The sequence below is a fragment of the Pseudomonas sp. WS 5079 genome (genome assembly GCF_012985465.1).
Classification (GTDB): Bacteria; Pseudomonadota; Gammaproteobacteria; order Pseudomonadales; family Pseudomonadaceae; genus Aquipseudomonas.
In genome coordinates this window covers 107,738-123,802 of the sequence record NZ_JAAQWN010000012.1, presented here as the reverse complement: position 1 = coordinate 123,802, position 16,065 = coordinate 107,738, and the positions used below count along the sequence as shown (strand labels likewise).

The window sequence follows — 16,065 nt, the reverse complement described above, 5'->3', positions numbered from 1 at the left end:
GCAAGCCCGCTCCCACATTTGCTTTGTGTGAATCGTAGATTTCGCGCTGTTTTAAAGTTTTCTTCGATCCACCTGTAACGATCCCCTCCCCCCTTTCTCTAGTGGGGTAAGCAAGCACAAACGCTTCCTTACCACCTCACTGCTGGAGAAACACCATGACCGCTACCCCCCGCTCGCTGCCCGTCGCCGCCCTCGCCCTGGCCCTGGGTTCTGCCTTGAGCCTGAGCGCCCTGACCACTGTCGCCCATGCCGACGAGGCGAAAATGGAAAAATGCTTCGGCGTCGCCCTCAAAGGCAAGAACGACTGCGCTGCAGGCGCCGGCACCACCTGTGCGGGCACCTCCAAAACCGACTACCAGGCCAACGCCTGGAAGCTGGTTCCCGAGGGCACCTGCGTGAAGATGGAAAGCAAAACCTCGTCGACCGGTTTTGGTCAACTGGAAGCCTTCAAAGCCAAGTCCTGAACCATTCCCACGCCTGAGTATCGACGATGATTCTTTCATCCTTGCCTGACATCTCCCGGGCTCAGGCACCCGGTCTGCCCCGGCGGGCCGGGCTGGGGCTCAAGAGCGAGCACTTCCAGGAAGTGCTCGCCACCCGGCCCGATATTGGTTTTTTTGAAGTCCACGCCGAAAACTACATGGTGGCCGGTGGGCCTTTTCATCATTACCTGGGATTGATCCGCGAGCAGTACCCGCTGTCGCTGCACGGCGTCGGCCTGTCCATTGGCGGCGAAGGCCCGCTGAGCCAGGAGCACCTTGCACGCCTGGCAGCACTGGTGGCGCGCTATCAACCCCAATCCTTTTCCGAGCACCTGGCCTGGTCAAGCCACGGCCCGGTGTATCTCAACGACTTGCTACCCCTGGCCTATGACGACGCAGCCCTCAAGCGCGTGTGCGCCCACATTGACCAGGTACAAACCGTGCTCAAGCGGCGCATGTTGCTGGAGAACCCGTCGACCTACCTGCTGTTCCAGTGCTCCACCCTGGACGAAACAGACTTCATCAGCGAAGTCATCCGGCGCACCGGCTGCGGCTTGCTGCTGGACGTAAACAATGTGTATGTGTCCTGCGTCAATCATCAGCAGGATCCGTTGGCCTACCTCGATGCTTTGCCTTTGCACACCGTGGGTGAGATTCATCTGGCCGGCTTTGCCGAAGACGCCGACAGCCTGGGTGATCGCCTGCTGATTGACGATCATGGCGCCCCCATCGACAACGCGGTGTGGCAGTTGTATCAGCAAGCCTTACAACGCATCGGACCGGTTGCGACGCTGATTGAGCGCGACAACGATGTGCCAGCCTTCAGTGTGTTGCACGCCGAAGCCCGGCAAGCCGACCAGCATCTACTGACTGCGGCGGTGCACCCATGAACAACCTGCAAAGCCAGTTTGCCCAGGCGCTGCTGGCGCTGTACCAACCATGCCCGAATGGTTTGTTCAGCAGCAATGGCGCCGATCCTGCCAGTCGTTTTGCGGTGTATCGCAACAACGTCCACAGCTCGTTGATCAACGCCCTGGCCGACAGTTATCCCGTGACCCTGCAACTGGTGGGCGATCGATTTTTCCGGGCCATGGCCGGGATGTATGTCCAGGCGTATCCGCCCACCAGCCCGCGGCTCAACGAGTACGGCAGTGACTTGGCCGACTTTATCCAGGGCTTCGCCCCTGCCGCCAGTGTCCCGTACCTGGCTGACGTCGCGCGGCTGGAGCGCTTGCGGATCAACGCCTATCACGCCGCCGACGCACCCGTCGCCGACTCGCAGGCCGTCATAAACCAGCTGCAACAGTTGCCTAGCCTGGGCAACGTGCGCCTGCAATTGCATCCATCCGTTACCACCCTGCAATCGAGCTACGCCGTGGTGGCGTTATGGGCCGCGCATCAAACCAGCGACACCGTCGCCAGACTCGACCCGTGGCACGGGCAATGCGCGCTGATCCTGCGCAATGGCCTGGAGGTGGAGGTGTTTTGCATCGACAGCGGCTGCGTGGCGTTTATCAACAGCCTGAACAACCAATGGCCCCTGGAAATGGCGATGGCGTACGCCCTCGACGCAGCGACTGAATTTGACCTGCACCAATGCCTGGGACTGCTGATCAGCCACCGCGCCATCACCCATATCAAGGTACAATCATGAATACTGCCGCCCCGAGCCTGATGTCCCGCGTCATTCAGGCCTTTGAAAAAATCCCCTACAGCCTGATCGCCCTTGTCGCACGTTTTTCCATTGCGGCGGTGTTCTGGAAGTCCGGCCAGACCAAGGTCGAGGGCTTGGCCATCGACCTGGTCGATGGCACCTTCGAACTTGGTATGCCACACCTGGCAAGCTCCACTGTGCCGTTGTTTCAAAGTGAATATCGGATACCGTTTGTGCCAGCTGAAGCAGCCGCGTACATGGCCACGTTCGCCGAGCACTTTTTTCCGGTCCTGATTCTGCTGGGGCTTGCCACGCGCCTTTCAGCCCTGGCGTTACTGGGCATGACCCTGGTGATCCAGCTGTTTGTCTACCCGGATGCCTACCCGACCCACGGCACCTGGATCGCGTTGCTACTGGTGCTGATGGCCAAGGGGCCAGGACGCGTGTCCATTGATCACTGGATCGCACGGCGCTGGCGTTAAAGCCGGTCCAACGCCTCGCCGTTGCGCTTGAACCAGCCCACCAGGTAATCGGCCAGCACTTGGGTACGGCGTGGCAGCCCGCCCTGATAGGGGTGGACTAGGTACATCGGCATACTGCGGGTCTGATAATCGCGCAGGATCCAGCGTAGTCGGCCGTCAGCCAATTCCATCTGCAACAGGTAGGACGGCAGCCGCGCGACACCCGCGCCAACCAGCGCGGCTTTTTTCAGCAGGTTGTAGTGGTTGGAGGCAAAGGTGCCATCCACCCGCACTCGCAACAATTCGTGTTGCTGGTGATACAGCCACTCCTCGCGACCGCTGTAGTGGCTGTTGAGCAAGCAACGGTGGCCAACCAGATCAGCCGGCACCAGCGGTTCACCATTTTGCTCCAGGTAGGCCGGGCTGGCGCAGGTCATTTCATGCCAGGCCAGCAGAGGCTTGGCGACCAGGCGCTCATCATTGGCAACCTCTGAGCGCACTGCCAGGTCAAACCCATCCCTGGCCAGGTCGCGATAGCTATTGTTGAGGTCCAACTCGATCTGGACTTGTGGATACTGCCTGGAAAAATCCAACAGCAGGCCGTCGAAAAACGTTTCGCCCAAGGACACCGGAACCGTCATACGCACGGGCCCGGCCAAATCATCCTTGAGCCGCGCCAATGCCTGTCGGGCACGCTCGACCTGGACCACCAGCCCCTGGGCCTGGGGCAACAATGCCGCACCCGCCGCCGTCAGGCTGAGGCGGCGGGTGGTGCGGTGCAGCAACACCACCGAGTATTGCGCCTCCAACTGGCTGATGCGTTTGGACAACTGGCCCTTGCTGCATCCCAGTTGCTGGGCGGCCAGGGTAAAGCTGCCGGCCTCGATCAATACCGCAAACGCCGCCAGATCATCCATCTCACTCATGGATTGTTTCCACTTGAAAACCAAAGGTTGCCTATTAGTGCGCTTATCCGCAGAAAAAACCACTCTAGACTCAAGGCTCACCTAAACCCTTGAGGAACCACACCATGAAAATCCTGTTGATAGGCGCCAGCGGCACTGTGGGCTCGGCGGTCAAGGCTGAACTGTCCCAGCGCCATGAAGTGATCAGCATCGGGCGCAAGAGCGGCGACTTTCAGGTCGACATCAGCGACAGCGCCTCGATCCGCCGACTGTTTGTACAAACCGGCCAGTTCGATGCCTTGGTGTGCGCCGCCGGCAGCGTCAACTTCGTGCCCCTGGGGGATATGGAGGCCAGCCATTTCGACCTCGGCCTGCAAGACAAGCTGATGGGTCAGGTCAATCTGTTGCTGATCGGCCGCGAGTTTGCCAACGACGGTGCGTCGTTCACCTTTACCAGCGGCATTCTCAACCGCGACCCAATCCGCACAGGCGCCTCGGCGGCACTGGTCAACGGTGCCATCGATGCGTTCGTCAAAGCGGCGGCGATTGAACTGCCACGGGGCCTGCGGATCAACTCGGTCAGCCCGACCGTGTTGGTGGAAGCCATGGGCAGCTATGCACCTTACTTCAGGGGTTTTAAGCCGGTTCCGGCGACGGAAGTGGCTTTGGCCTACGCCAAGAGTGTGGAAGGTTTACAGACCGGGCAGACCTACATCGTAGGTTGATCACTTGAGGAGCGACGGCATCATCTCCAACAACTGGTTGCGGGGGATGGAGAACCGCAAGCCCGGGCCGTCGATCACGCCCTGGACCGTCGCCGTATTGAGCTGCCGGCCATTGAGGTACAGGGTCATCTGCTTATGCATGGCCGCCTGGGTCAGCGCTTTCGTGCGCTCCCTGGCTTCCGGCGTCAGCGTCACGTCGACCTCGATAAACTCGGGTTGGAGGGCGCCGGCTCTTTTCAGGGTCAAGGTCATATCGGTGAAGTCGGTCTGTGAGGTGTAGAACAGCTTGGCCGGCACCTCGGCCCAGGCCAGGGGTGCCACGCAGGCCAGGGCGAAGAGGGTCCATCGAATGTTCATATGAATGCGCCTTTCGAAAAACTTAAACTTGGCATAATGCTTCCGTAACATCCACGGAAAAGGCTTAATTTCAGGCTCCGTTAAAATGCTGCAACCTAATCGCCCATCACCGGCTTGTGATGCAGCGCCAGCCTGCGTAACGTGGCGGCACTTATCAGGAGACCCGATAATGCTTGCCGCCCGTACCCTTGCTCTGTTTGCCCTGTTGCCCCTGCTCACCGCCTGCCAGTTGTTCGACCGCGATGCGGCCAAGCCGTCCATGACGGGCCTGACTCGCATGCAGGGCGAATTGACCGCAGTGGGCGACAAATTGCTGTTCCAGCCCTGCCATGATCAGCGCAACTATGTGGTCAACGACACCGGCGGCACCAGCATCCTCCAGGAAGCTGCGTCCCTGGCCGGCCAGCAAGGGGCCTTGTTTGCCGACCTGCGCGGCAAGTTCTCCGGAGTCGCCAGCGGCACCCAGGGCCAGGTGGACCTGCAGCAACTGTACCGCGTCGAACGTTCGACCTCGGCCTGCGACGACCCGGACTTCAAGCGCATGATCCTGCGCGCCAATGGCCACAAGCCGGCGTGGGCATTGAACGTCACCAATAAGGGCATGGTCTTGCAACGCGAGGGGCAGCCACCGTTGCCGGTGCCTTATGTCGAAGAACAACTGGGCGACGGCCGCTTCAACCTCACCACCGAAGCCAACGGCCAGCAGATTGAACTGTGGGTCGCGCCCCAACGCTGCATCGATAGCGTCAGTGGCAGCCTGCAGCATATGAGCGCCGAACTTCGGATCAACGGTCAGGTGCAGCGTGGCTGCGCGGCGTTTGGCGGCTCGCGAGACGACTGATTCAGCCCTGCGCTGTTTTAGCATGACGGGAAACCGCCGTTGGGGCTTATAATCGCCGGTTTGCAAAACCGCCGGCCCTACCAAACGCCGCATACCGGATCCTGTCATGCTACGAATCACCGAACTCAAGCTGCCCATCGACCATCCCGAAGAAGACCTGCGGCCTGCCATTGTGCAGCGCCTGGGCATCGCCAGTGATGATCTGCTCGATTTCACCCTGTTCAAACGCAGCTACGATGCGCGCAAGAAGTCGTCGGAGCTGTGTTTCATCTACACCGTCGACCTTGAGGTCAAGGGCGAGGCCGCCCTGCTGCTCAAGTTCGCTGACGACCGCAATATCAATGCCGCCCCCGATGTCAGCTACAAGGTCGTCGGCCAGGCACCGGCCGACCTGAGCGAGCGGCCGATTGTGGTCGGCTTCGGCCCTTGCGGGATCTTTGCCGGGTTGTTGCTGGCGCAAATGGGCTTCAAGCCGATCATCCTCGAGCGCGGCCGCGAAGTGCGCCAGCGCACCAAGGACACCTGGGGCCTGTGGCGCAAAAGCGTACTCAACCCCGAGTCCAACGTGCAGTTCGGCGAGGGCGGTGCCGGGACCTTTTCCGACGGCAAGCTCTACAGCCAGATCAAGGACCCGAAATTTCACGGGCGCAAGGTCCTGCACGAGTTCGTCAAAGCCGGCGCGCCAGACGAGATCCTCTACGTCAGCAAACCGCACATCGGTACCTTCCGCCTGACCGGCGTGGTGGAAAACATGCGCCAGCAGATCATCGCCCTGGGCGGTGAAGTGCGTTTTGAACAGCGGGTCACCGACGTGCTGATCGAAGATGGCCAGTTGAATGGCGTGGTGGTCGCGGGTGGCGAGCAGATCCTTTCCAAGCATGTGATCCTCGCCCTCGGCCACAGCGCCCGCGACACTTTCCGCATGCTCCACGGCCGTGGCGTGTACATGGAAGCCAAGCCGTTTTCGGTGGGTTTCCGTATCGAACATCCGCAGTCGCTGATCGACGCCGCACGCCTGGGCAAATATGCCGGGCACCCGAAACTGGGCGCGGCCGACTACAAGCTGGTGCACCACGCCAAGAACGGCCGCTCGGTGTACAGCTTCTGCATGTGCCCAGGCGGCACGGTGGTGGCAGCCACCTCCGAGCCGAATCGGGTCGTGACCAATGGCATGAGCCAGTATTCGCGTAACGAACGCAATGCCAACTCCGGGATCGTGGTGGGTATCACGCCGGAAGTGGACTACCCGGGCGGCCCGCTGGCCGGGATCGAGTTGCAGGAGCGCCTGGAGTCCCACGCGTTCATCCTCGGCGGCAGCAACTACGAAGCACCGGCGCAACTGGTGGGTGATTTCATCGCCGGCAAGCCGTCCACGGCTATTGGTAGCGTGGAACCTTCCTACAAGCCAGGCGTAGCCCTGGGCGACTTGGCCCTGGCCTTGCCAGACTTCGCCATCGAGGCCATCCGCGAAGCGTTGCCGGCCTTTGAGAAGCAGATCAAGGGTTACTCGTTGCATGACGCGGTATTGACCGGGATCGAGACCCGCACTTCATCGCCGCTGCGGATCACCCGCGACGCGTCGATGCAAAGCTTGAATGTCAAAGGCCTGTTCCCGGCCGGCGAAGGTGCTGGCTATGCAGGTGGGATCCTGTCGGCCGGCGTTGACGGGATTCGGATTGCCGAAGCCGTGGCGCGCAACATCCTCGGGATCGAAGCCTGAGCAAACGCCCTCCACTGTGGGAGCGGGCAAGCCCGGCTCCCACAGTGATCATCGTGCGCCAGACGGTTTAGATATTGGCGCGCAGGATACTGTCCGGCAACGGCTCGCCCCGCTCGACACTGGCGGCAACCGCGTCGATCAACTCTTCCAGTTCATACCCCTGCCCGACCAGCCACGCATCGTCGTAGTAGGTCGTGGCATAGCGCTCGCCACCATCACACAGAATCGCCACGATAGACCCGGACTCCCCTGCCGCCTGCATCTGCTGCGCGGCAACCAGCGCGCCGATCAGGTTGGTGCCGCTGGAACCCCCGACCCGCCGTCCCAAGCGTTGCGCCAGGTAATGCATGGCCGCCAGCGACAGGGCGTCCGGCACCTTGACCATCGCATCAATCACCTTGGGCAGGAACGACGCCTCCACCCGTGGCCGGCCGATGCCCTCGATCCGTGAACCGCAGTCCAGGCGCAAACTGGCGTCACCGCTCTGGTAATACTCGAAGAACACCGAACGCTCGGCATCGGCACACAAGACTCGGGTGCAATGCTGGCGATAACGCACATAGCGCCCCAGGGTCGCCGTGGTCCCGCCGGTACCCGGGCTGGAAATCAGCCAGCTTGGCTCTGGATGGCGCTCGAAGCGCAGCTGCTGGAAGATCGATTCGGCAATGTTGTTATTCGCCCGCCAGTCCGTCGCGCGTTCGGCATAGGTGAACTGATCCATGAAGTGCCCGCCACTTTCCTGCGCCAGGCGCTCGGATTCGGCGTAGATCTGCGTGGGATCCTGCACCAGGTGGCTCTTGCCACCGTAGAAGGCGATCTGCGCAATTTTCTCCTGGGACGTGGTGGCCGGCATCACCGCAATGAACGGCAGGCCCAGCAAACGCGCGAAGTACGCCTCGGAGATCGCCGTCGAGCCACTGGAGGCTTCGATCACTGGCGCGCCGGGCTTGAGCCAACCGTTGCACAGCGCATACAGGAACAGGGAGCGAGCCAGCCGGTGCTTGAGGCTGCCGGTGGGGTGGCTGGACTCATCCTTGAAATACAACTCGATCCCCGGCAAGCCCGGTAAAGGCAGCGGGATCAGGTGGGTGTCGGCGCTACGCTGGAAGTCCGCCTCAATAATGCGGATGGCCTCTCGGGCCCACGGACGATGGTCGCTCATGCTCAAGTTCCATTAGGTTTTCAGGCTGAATGTTAGGGTCTTTCCTACACTGCACACAGATACAGTCATGACTCAATTCGACACACAATTGCTAGTCTTTGACGCAAGCCCTACCACGACGCTTTTATATAACAAAAAAGAATATAACTTTTGTTTTAACAACTAACAGTACGGGTTAGGGTACGCCCCTATTGAACTTTGATTGGAGAGCATCCCTTGCCTCTGCGTAGCACGTTTACCCGTTTCTTCCAGCTTGAAGCGGCCAGCGGCCTGTTACTGATCGCTGCAGCCGCCTTGGCGCTGATCATCAACAACTCGCCGCTGTCCCATCTCTACAACAGCTTTCTTGACGTGCCCGTCGCCGTACAAATCGGCGCCCTGCAAATCGCCAAGCCGTCGCTGCTATGGATCAACGACGGCCTGATGGCCCTGTTCTTCCTGCTGATCGGTCTGGAGGTCAAGCGCGAGTTGCTTGATGGCCACTTGTCCAAGCCTTCCCAGGTCGTGCTGCCAGGCGCTGCAGCCATCGGCGGCATGGTGGTGCCGGCGCTGATCTACTGGGCGCTGAATAAGGATAACCCGGCGGCGCTGGGCGGCTGGGCCATCCCGATGGCCACCGATATCGCCTTTGCCCTTGGCGTGTTGGCCCTGCTGGGCAAGCGTGTACCGGTGTCGCTGAAGCTGTTCCTGATGACCCTGGCGATCATCGATGACCTGGGCGCCATCATCGTCATCGCGATTTTCTATTCCAGCGAACTGTCCACCGCGTCGCTGGCAGGGGCAGGTGCCTGCCTTGTCGCGCTGATAGCCATGAACCGCCTGGGCGTGGTCAAGCTCGGGCCGTACCTGATCATCGGCCTGATCCTGTGGGTCTGCGTGCTCAAGAGTGGGGTTCATGCCACCCTGGCTGGCGTCACCCTGGCGTTCTGCATTCCGCTGCGCACCAAGAACGCCGAACCCTCGCCCCTGCTGGGCCTGGAACACGCGCTGCACCCGTGGGTGGCCTACGGCATCCTGCCGCTGTTCGCGTTTGCCAACGCCGGCGTGTCGTTGGCCGGGGTCAACCTGGAGAGCTTTACCCACCATGTGCCAATGGGTATCGCCGCCGGCCTGCTGGTGGGCAAGACGGTCGGTGTGTTTGGGCTGACCTGGCTCGCGGTGAAAACCGGGCTGGCTGCCCTGCCGACCGGCGCCAATTGGGGCCAGGTCATGGGCGTGGCCATCCTGTGCGGTATCGGCTTCACCATGAGCCTGTTTGTCGGCTCGCTGGCGTTCGTGCCGGGCAGTAGCGAATACGCCGGGATGGACCGGATGGGTATTCTCACCGGCTCGATCCTGGCGGCATTGATTGGTTATGCAGTGACGGCGATGGCCAGTCGCAAGCAGGCGGCTACCAGCGCTTAACGCGCTGGCACGCCCAACTTAGCACCCAATAAAAAACCCCGCCCGGTCACCCGGTCGGGGTTTTTCTTTGACCGCCGGCCCTTAACGGGTAACGCGGCTGGTACCGTCTACAGTCATGATGCGCACACGGTCGCCAATGCGGAAGATCTCGTTTTCCTGCACGGCCTGGACGTAGGCGCGCATGCTGCCGTCGTCTTCGCGCACGGTGATTTCGACGCCCTGGGTGCGGGTCAGGCCTTCTTCAGTGGCCGAGCCCAGCAGGCCGCCGGCCACGGCACCGATAACAGCCGTCACGATGCTGCCACGGCCGCCACCGATGGCGCTACCGCCAACACCGCCGATGACTGCGCCTGCTGCGCCGCCGATTGGGGTCTTGGTGCCTTCGATCTTGACCGGACGCAGGGATTCAATGGTGCCCATGCGCACGCTCTGCACACGACGTGCTTCGTCACGGGAGTACGAGTCGCCGGTCAGACTGGAGGCGCAGCCACCCAGCAGCAACGACATGGTGGTAAAGCAGGCAACCAGCAAAACAGACTTACGCATAGCATCAACTCCATAGGACATATCTTAATTAGACTCCGCTGCTTGACGCCTGTCACGGCAAGGCCCGGAGAAAATTGCTTTCATTCAGCCCCAGTACAGACAGGCTGTACCGCGAAAATCGACGAACGGTAGCAACCGCATCCAGACAAGGAGTTTCATGGACTACTTCATCATTGTAGCTACCACCGCCGCCGGCCTGTATTTCCACTGGTGGCTGTACCGGCGAATCAAGCGCTGGGTGGACCGCGACCTGGCGCTGTCCCTGGCTGGAGACGATCAGCACAAGCGCATCTTTATGCTGCAACAGTTGGACCGCGCCAAGGCTGAGAAGGTCAAGCGTAAGGATTTGCCGCAGTGGCTGCAGGACGCGGCCCGGCAATACACACCACAAGCCCCGGAGTAGAGACCTCGGCAAGAACACCAAGATCAAAGGTGAGAGCTGTCGAGCCCTGGCGAGGCTGCGATAGGGGGTGTATCAGACAACCTGAAGTGGGCAGCGCCGCCATCATCGCAGCCTTGCCCGGGCTCGGGTGCTTAAAGGGCCCTCAGGGCGCCAGTCGCTCGCGGGTCCAGTCGGCACCCTGCAAACGATAGTTCAAGCGATCATGCAAGCGGCTCGCCCGACCCTGCCAGAACTCGATGCGCTCGGGCAGCAGGCGATAACCACCCCAGTGTTGCGGACAATCCGGCTGGGTCTCGCTGAAACGCTGCTCGGTCAGCGTGAGCAAATCCTGCAATTGCTGGCGATCACGGATCACCTGGCTTTGCGGGGAGGCCCAGGCGCCGATGCGGCTACCCAGGGGACGCACCTGATAGTAGGCGTCCGACTCCTCAGGCGTGACCTTGACCACCCGCCCCTCGATACGCACCTGGCGTTCCAGGGTCGGCCAGAAGAAGGTCATGGCAGCAAACGGGCGGGCTGCCAATTGCTGGCCCTTGGCACTCTGGTAGTTGGTGAAGAAGGTAAAGCCCTGGGCATCCAGCCCCTTGAGCAGCAGGACGCGGCAGTGAGGCCGGCCCTCCTGGTCCACGGTCGCCAGGGTCATGGCATTGGCCTCCACCGGTGGCTGCTCGGTCTTGACCGCATCGTTGAACCACTGGTGGAACAAGGCAAACGGCTCGTCCGGGGCCTGGGCCTCGCTCAAACCGTCCCGTGTGTAGTCACGGCGCATATCAGCCAGTGCCTGGGTCATGCGGCTTTATCCTTCTCGCTCAACTACTCAGTTTTTTGCCTGGTCGTTTGCCGCTACTTTTTTCGCTGGCGTTGCATCCTTGGCGGCAGCTGGCTTTTTGGCAGCCGGCTTGGCGGCGGCTTTCTTCGCGGCTGGCTTGGCGGCGGCCTTCTTGGCAGGTGCTTTCTTGGCGGCAACGGCTTTCTTGGCGACCGGTGCTGGGGCAACAACGTCCTGTACCGCAACCAGCTCAGGCTTCGGTGGGTTTGGCGAGTTGTACTTGCTCAGCAGTGCCAGCATGGTAGTGCGCTGGGTGAACATGATCTCCATGCGACGGTTCAAGGCACGGCCCTGGGTGCTGTCGTTGGCGGCGCGGGGCATCAGGTCACCCATGCCACGCAGCATCAGGCGGTCCTGCTTCAGGCCGCTGAGGCTGAAGATCGAGGCAATGGACTGCGCACGCTCCTTGGTCAGGGGCTGGTTCTGCACGGTATCGATGTGACCCAGGACGAGCACGGCAGTCTTCGGATCCTTTTCAACGGCCTTGGCGACACGGGTGAACGGGCCCAGGGTCACTGGCAACAACATTGCAGGGCGTTTCGGGTTGTACGAACCATCGACCGGGGCAATCACCACCAGCACGTTGTCGCGACGTTCCAGTTGCAGGTTGCTGTCCTTGATCGCGGCACGCAGGCGCGGCTCGTAATCGTCCAGCCAGGCCTGGGTGATTTTCGGGTCGGGCATCGGGATGTTGGTCACATCGACTTTGCTCAGCGGTTTTGGCTTGCTTTCAAACGGCCACCACCATTTGGTATCGCTTTCAGTCTTGGCGACCACCGGGGCAGCAGCCGCGGCTGGCGTTGCCGCCTGCAGATCGGCCTTGAGGTCTGCCTTGGCATCAGCCGCCTTGGCATCGGCCTTGGCGGTAACATCCTTGGTCGCCGACTTGTCGAACCCGAATGACCACCAATGCTCGCCAGACGCATCATTTTGTGGAGTTTGTGCACAGCCAGTAATAGTGAGGCAGAGCGCCAGTGCCAAGGACTTGTTCGATAACATGAGATATCCACAAAATGAGAAAACACAGGGGTCTGGATGACCCGTTAAACAGACGCTTCACGAAGTTTAAAGTAACAATACTTTTCAAGCGCCTTTTGTAGGTGCCTTTTTAACAAAAAAACGCCAGACAGCAAGCTATTTACAGACAACCGGCCAATATTCTTACCAACTTTTGCGCGCGCGGGTCCATAAGTACATACGGCCCCAGAGTATTGGTCACGAAACCAAATGCTACATCATGTTCCGGATCAGCAAAGCCCACCGAGCCACCGGCCCCGGGATGCCCAAATGCACGTGGGCCAAGGCCGAAGGTCGCATTGGGCACATCTGGCTGGTCCAACATGCAGCCCAGGCCAAAACGGGTTTGCGTCAATAAGGTTTTATCCGGCCCGATACTGTGCTCGCGGGTCAGTTGTTCAAGCATCTCGGCTTCCAACAAACTTCCATCCAACAAACCACTATAAAACCCGGCCAAACTGCGCGCATTGCCATGCCCATTTGCCGCCGGCTGCTGCATACGACGCCACTCGGGTTTATTAGTGCTGGTTAGTATAGAGGGCGGATTGGTAAACGCCCGGGTAGTCATTGCCGCAGGTTCGCGCAGGGTGACTTGTAATAGCCTCTGGGCTGCCTCATCCCCCATGTTGCCTTTGCTCCGGGCAATGTGGGCGACGCGATAGAACTCTGCGTCGGCCAACCCGACATGGAAGTCCAGGCCCAACGGGCGGGCAACCCGGGCCACAATCGACTCCCCCGGCCCACGCCCATCGGCGCGACGCAGCAGTTCACCGACCAGCCAGCCATAGGTGATGGCGGCGTAGCCATGGCCCTCGCCGGGTGTCCACCAGGGAGCCTCGGCGGCCAGGGCAGCGGTCATCAAGGGCCAGTCATACAGGGCCTCGGCGGGCAAAATTTCACGCAGCGCTGGCAGCCCGGCCTTGTGGCAAAGCAGCTGGCGCAGGGTGATGTTTTCCTTGCCTGCCGCAGCGAACTCCGGCCAGTAGTTGGCAACCGGGGCGTCCAACTGCAATTTGCCTTCGGCAACCAGTTGCAGGGCGGTGACGGCGGTGAAGGTCTTGGTGCAGGAGAACAGGTTGGCAATAGTGTCGCTATGCCAGGCCTCGGCACCGTCCTTGTCTGCGGTGCCGGCCCACAGGTCGAGGACGGTTTCGCCGCCAATCTGCACACACAGCGCCGCACCACGCTCCTGAGGGTCGTCAAACAGTGCGCCGAAGGCTTCACGCACTGCTTCGAATTGAAGCTCGTAATGACCCTGAATCTGCACCTGCATCCCCCTCGGAAAAGACTTGCGTTAAATGGCGCCCATTGTTCCAGTCATTACGGGGTTTGGGAACCCGTTGCCGCGTGGGCGACCTTGGCTTTTTCGGCTTCCCGACCCAATTGCTGGATCGTCGCCAGATTGCTTTTACGCACACTGTCGACGAAGCCCTGGAACGGCACATCGGTGATTCCCACCAGGCCGAAATGGCCATTTTCACCGTCCAGCAAACGCCCGGTCACCGGCTGGTCAAGGTACTGGAACCAGTGCACACCGACAATCGACGGCTCGGCCATGGCCTGCTTGAGGAAGGTCGCATAGGCCGGGCCGCGCGCCTCTTCCCTGGCCAATGGCGTCAAGCCGCCCCAGAACGGGCCACGGTCGGCCGAGCCGACGTTGAACTCGCTGATCAGTACCGGCTTGTCCAGCGCGCGCAGGGCGGCGAAGTCATGACCGTCCTGGGGCTTGAGGGTGTACATGTTGAAGCTCAGCACATCGCAATACTGGGCGCAGGACGCCACGGCTTCCGGCGTGCTGACCGCATAGCGGCCACCCAGCAGCAACTGGTTGGGTGCGTGCCATTTCAGCGCATCGGAGATGGTCTTGAAGTAGGCGTCGGCGAAAGTTTTCTGGAAATACTGGAAATCAGCCTCGATTTCCGGATGTTCGGGGTTGGGAACCGGCGGCTCGAAGCCTGGATCTTCCATCAACTCCCAGCCAGCCAGGTGAATGCCCCAGGCTTTGGACAGGCCGTCTTCGTTGCGATATTTGTCGCGCAGTTGCTTGAGGAACGCACGCTTGGCCGGCACATCGGTAGTCATACGCAGGGTGCCGTAGGCCAGGGCATAACGGGATTTTGCATCATTGCCAGGACCGGCCCACGCCAGTTCGTTATCGGCAAAGAAGCCGATCAACCAGGGATCGTCGCGATGGTCACGGGTGGCAATCGCCACGGCCCGCTCGGTGGCCATGGCAAAGCGCGGGTCGAAGGGATCGGGCATGCCGCCCCACCAGTCGATCCCGGTGCTGATACTGGTGTAGTCGCCAATGATCGACAGCGCCAAGGTGTAAGGCACGCGATCTGCGCCAACCAGCTGCGGGGCGCTCCAGTTGCCGACGGTATTGAAACCCCAGGCCTGCAGGCGGTCCAGGGTGTGGCCGACCCAGCGTGCCTGGTCGAAGCCTTCGGAGCCATATGTGCGTTGCAGATTGGCCCCGTAGAAATCGTACCAGCGCCCCACATTGAAGCCGCGCCCGACATCCGCGCCATTGCCGCCACGGTTATCGCCACTGCCATAATATTTGTCGAAGGGCTCACCCGCCTTGGGCAGTGCGCCAAACATCCACTCGCGCCCGGCGACATAGGTCTGGCTGTTGGCCGGGCTCACGGTGTTGACGCCCAGGGAGTAGAACGGATGCCCCAGCGGAGTCACCAGGTACCAGCGCCCGTCGCGCTTTTCGGTGCGAAAGAAACCGCTGGCGTCAAAGGCCGGGCCCTTGGTCCAGCCGCCAAACTTGTCCAAATCGGCCTTGTCACGCTCCGCGAGCCAGCCCTTGAGCAGTTGCTGCTCCTTGGCGGCCGCAGCCTTGAGTTGCTCGTCGCTGCTGACTTTTTCCGGCCAGCGCGCGCGGGTGGACTGCCCATAGGCATCCACCAGCTCACTGTAGGCGGCCTTGAGCACCGGTTCGCTGTCCTGCACGCCAAAGCGCTCCAGCAGGATGCTTTGCGGGGCGACCGGCTGGATCATCGACAAAGTGACCGAGACCACCTGGCTGCGGTCGATTTCCCCAGCACTGGCGGCCAGCATCACACGCTGCCCGTCCACGGTGATCGGCATCGGCGGCCCGGCCTTCATGCCCTGGCTCAAGGGCGAATTGGCTTGCAGCGGCACCAGCAGGGTTTGCGCAGGCCCCGCCGGCAAATCGATACGACTGACCAGGGTCTTGCCGTCGCTGCTCTGCACCTTGACGTACAAGGTCAGCGCCCAGTCCATCGCACTCTGGATGCGCAGGCTCATGGCAGTCGATTGCGACCAGTCCCACACCCCGCTCTGCGGGCTGAGCACCAGGCTCGGCTGTGCCGCCGGGTTAAAGGTGATGCGGCGCAGCACCTCGCCTTCCGGGGTCTGTTCGGCGTTGTATTGCGGCAAGCTGGCGTCCTGGGTCGCCACCTTGACCACATCGGCCGGCCGGACAAAGTTGAACAGCGTCTGTTGCCCGGCCGGCGCGGCCAGCAATGGCGCGGCGAACAACAAGGCAAAAAGAGCAGGCAGCGTGCGGATCATACGAACAAGGTTC

17 protein-coding genes are annotated in these 16,065 nt (G+C 61.2%); 9 read left to right on the top strand and 8 right to left on the bottom strand.

All coding sequences use genetic code 11. The features are described 5' to 3' along the window. Positions 1-155: 155 nt before the first annotated feature. Genes HBO05_RS25825 through HBO05_RS25810 form a run of 4 tightly spaced genes read left to right on the top strand, consistent with a single transcriptional unit; the run spans position 156 to position 2,618 of the window. Positions 156-464, top strand: a complete 309-nt coding sequence (locus HBO05_RS25825) for a DUF2282 domain-containing protein (protein ID WP_169955500.1) — start codon at positions 156-158, stop codon at positions 462-464. Positions 465-490: 26 nt separating this feature from the next. Beyond that, complete coding sequence (locus HBO05_RS25820) at positions 491-1,372, top strand: DUF692 domain-containing protein (protein WP_172314572.1); 882 nt, start codon at positions 491-493, stop codon at positions 1,370-1,372. Next, entirely contained in the window at positions 1,369-2,136 is a 768-nt protein-coding gene (locus HBO05_RS25815) for a DNA-binding domain-containing protein (protein WP_172314570.1), read from the top strand. Before HBO05_RS25820 ends, HBO05_RS25815 begins: the two co-directional genes overlap by 4 nt. Next, the gene (locus tag HBO05_RS25810; RefSeq protein WP_172314568.1) at positions 2,133-2,618 is read left to right on the top strand and encodes a DoxX family protein; all 486 of its coding nucleotides are present in this window, start codon (positions 2,133-2,135) and stop codon (positions 2,616-2,618) included. The genes HBO05_RS25815 and HBO05_RS25810 overlap by 4 nt, the downstream gene beginning before the upstream one ends. On the opposite strand, the gene HBO05_RS25805 is transcribed toward HBO05_RS25810, so the two are convergent. Beyond that, positions 2,615-3,523: a LysR family transcriptional regulator gene (locus HBO05_RS25805; protein ID WP_169955496.1), complete on the bottom strand. Its 909-nt coding sequence runs from the start codon at positions 3,521-3,523 to the stop codon at positions 2,615-2,617. The two genes, HBO05_RS25810 and HBO05_RS25805, sit on opposite strands and share 4 nt — an antisense overlap. A 104-nt stretch (positions 3,524-3,627) precedes the next feature. Between HBO05_RS25805 and HBO05_RS25800 the strand changes: the two genes are divergently transcribed. Continuing rightward, on the top strand, positions 3,628-4,227 hold the full coding sequence (locus tag HBO05_RS25800; protein WP_169955495.1) for a short chain dehydrogenase: 600 nt from the start codon (positions 3,628-3,630) through the stop codon (positions 4,225-4,227). On the opposite strand, the gene HBO05_RS25795 is transcribed toward HBO05_RS25800, so the two are convergent. Continuing rightward, positions 4,228-4,584: a hypothetical protein gene (locus HBO05_RS25795; RefSeq protein ID WP_172314566.1), complete on the bottom strand. Its 357-nt coding sequence runs from the start codon at positions 4,582-4,584 to the stop codon at positions 4,228-4,230. 169 nt (positions 4,585-4,753) lie between these two features. On the opposite strand from HBO05_RS25795, the gene HBO05_RS25790 reads away from it, so the two are divergent. Then, entirely contained in the window at positions 4,754-5,425 is a 672-nt protein-coding gene (locus HBO05_RS25790) for a hypothetical protein (protein ID WP_169955493.1), read from the top strand. Between the two features lie 106 nt (positions 5,426-5,531). Next, positions 5,532-7,145 (top strand): NAD(P)/FAD-dependent oxidoreductase, encoded by a 1,614-nt coding sequence (locus tag HBO05_RS25785; RefSeq protein ID WP_169955492.1) that lies wholly within the window; start codon positions 5,532-5,534, stop codon positions 7,143-7,145. Between the two features lie 67 nt (positions 7,146-7,212). Here HBO05_RS25785 and HBO05_RS25780 read toward each other — a convergent pair whose 3' ends face one another. Then, positions 7,213-8,307 carry a PLP-dependent cysteine synthase family protein gene (locus HBO05_RS25780; RefSeq protein ID WP_169955491.1) on the bottom strand — a complete coding sequence of 365 codons (1,095 nt, stop codon included), beginning with the start codon at positions 8,305-8,307 and terminating at the stop codon, positions 7,213-7,215. Between the two features lie 216 nt (positions 8,308-8,523). Between HBO05_RS25780 and nhaA the strand changes: the two genes are divergently transcribed. Next, positions 8,524-9,711: a Na+/H+ antiporter NhaA gene (gene nhaA / locus HBO05_RS25775; RefSeq protein WP_169955490.1), complete on the top strand. Its 1,188-nt coding sequence runs from the start codon at positions 8,524-8,526 to the stop codon at positions 9,709-9,711. Positions 9,712-9,792: 81 nt separating this feature from the next. Here nhaA and HBO05_RS25770 read toward each other — a convergent pair whose 3' ends face one another. Continuing rightward, positions 9,793-10,257: a glycine zipper 2TM domain-containing protein gene (locus HBO05_RS25770; protein WP_029297142.1), complete on the bottom strand. Its 465-nt coding sequence runs from the start codon at positions 10,255-10,257 to the stop codon at positions 9,793-9,795. Between the two features lie 157 nt (positions 10,258-10,414). Here HBO05_RS25770 and HBO05_RS25765 point away from each other — a divergent pair, with 157 nt between their 5' ends. Continuing rightward, entirely contained in the window at positions 10,415-10,660 is a 246-nt protein-coding gene (locus HBO05_RS25765; RefSeq protein WP_169955489.1) for a hypothetical protein, read from the top strand. A 142-nt stretch (positions 10,661-10,802) separates the two neighbouring features. Here the strand turns inward: HBO05_RS25765 and pdxH are convergent, their stop codons facing one another. The 4 genes from pdxH to HBO05_RS25745 form a co-directional block, all read right to left on the bottom strand. Then, positions 10,803-11,450 carry a pyridoxamine 5'-phosphate oxidase gene (gene pdxH / locus HBO05_RS25760; RefSeq protein WP_169955488.1) on the bottom strand — a complete coding sequence of 216 codons (648 nt, stop codon included), beginning with the start codon at positions 11,448-11,450 and terminating at the stop codon, positions 10,803-10,805. A 27-nt stretch (positions 11,451-11,477) separates the two neighbouring features. After that, entirely contained in the window at positions 11,478-12,488 is a 1,011-nt protein-coding gene (locus tag HBO05_RS25755) for an OmpA family protein (RefSeq protein ID WP_169955487.1), read from the bottom strand. Positions 12,489-12,627: 139 nt separating this feature from the next. Continuing rightward, the gene (locus tag HBO05_RS25750; protein ID WP_170042910.1) at positions 12,628-13,773 is read right to left on the bottom strand and encodes a serine hydrolase domain-containing protein; all 1,146 of its coding nucleotides are present in this window, start codon (positions 13,771-13,773) and stop codon (positions 12,628-12,630) included. 53 nt (positions 13,774-13,826) lie between these two features. Continuing rightward, on the bottom strand, positions 13,827-16,052 hold the full coding sequence (locus HBO05_RS25745; protein WP_172314564.1) for a beta-galactosidase: 2,226 nt from the start codon (positions 16,050-16,052) through the stop codon (positions 13,827-13,829). Positions 16,053-16,065: the final 13 nt, after the last annotated feature.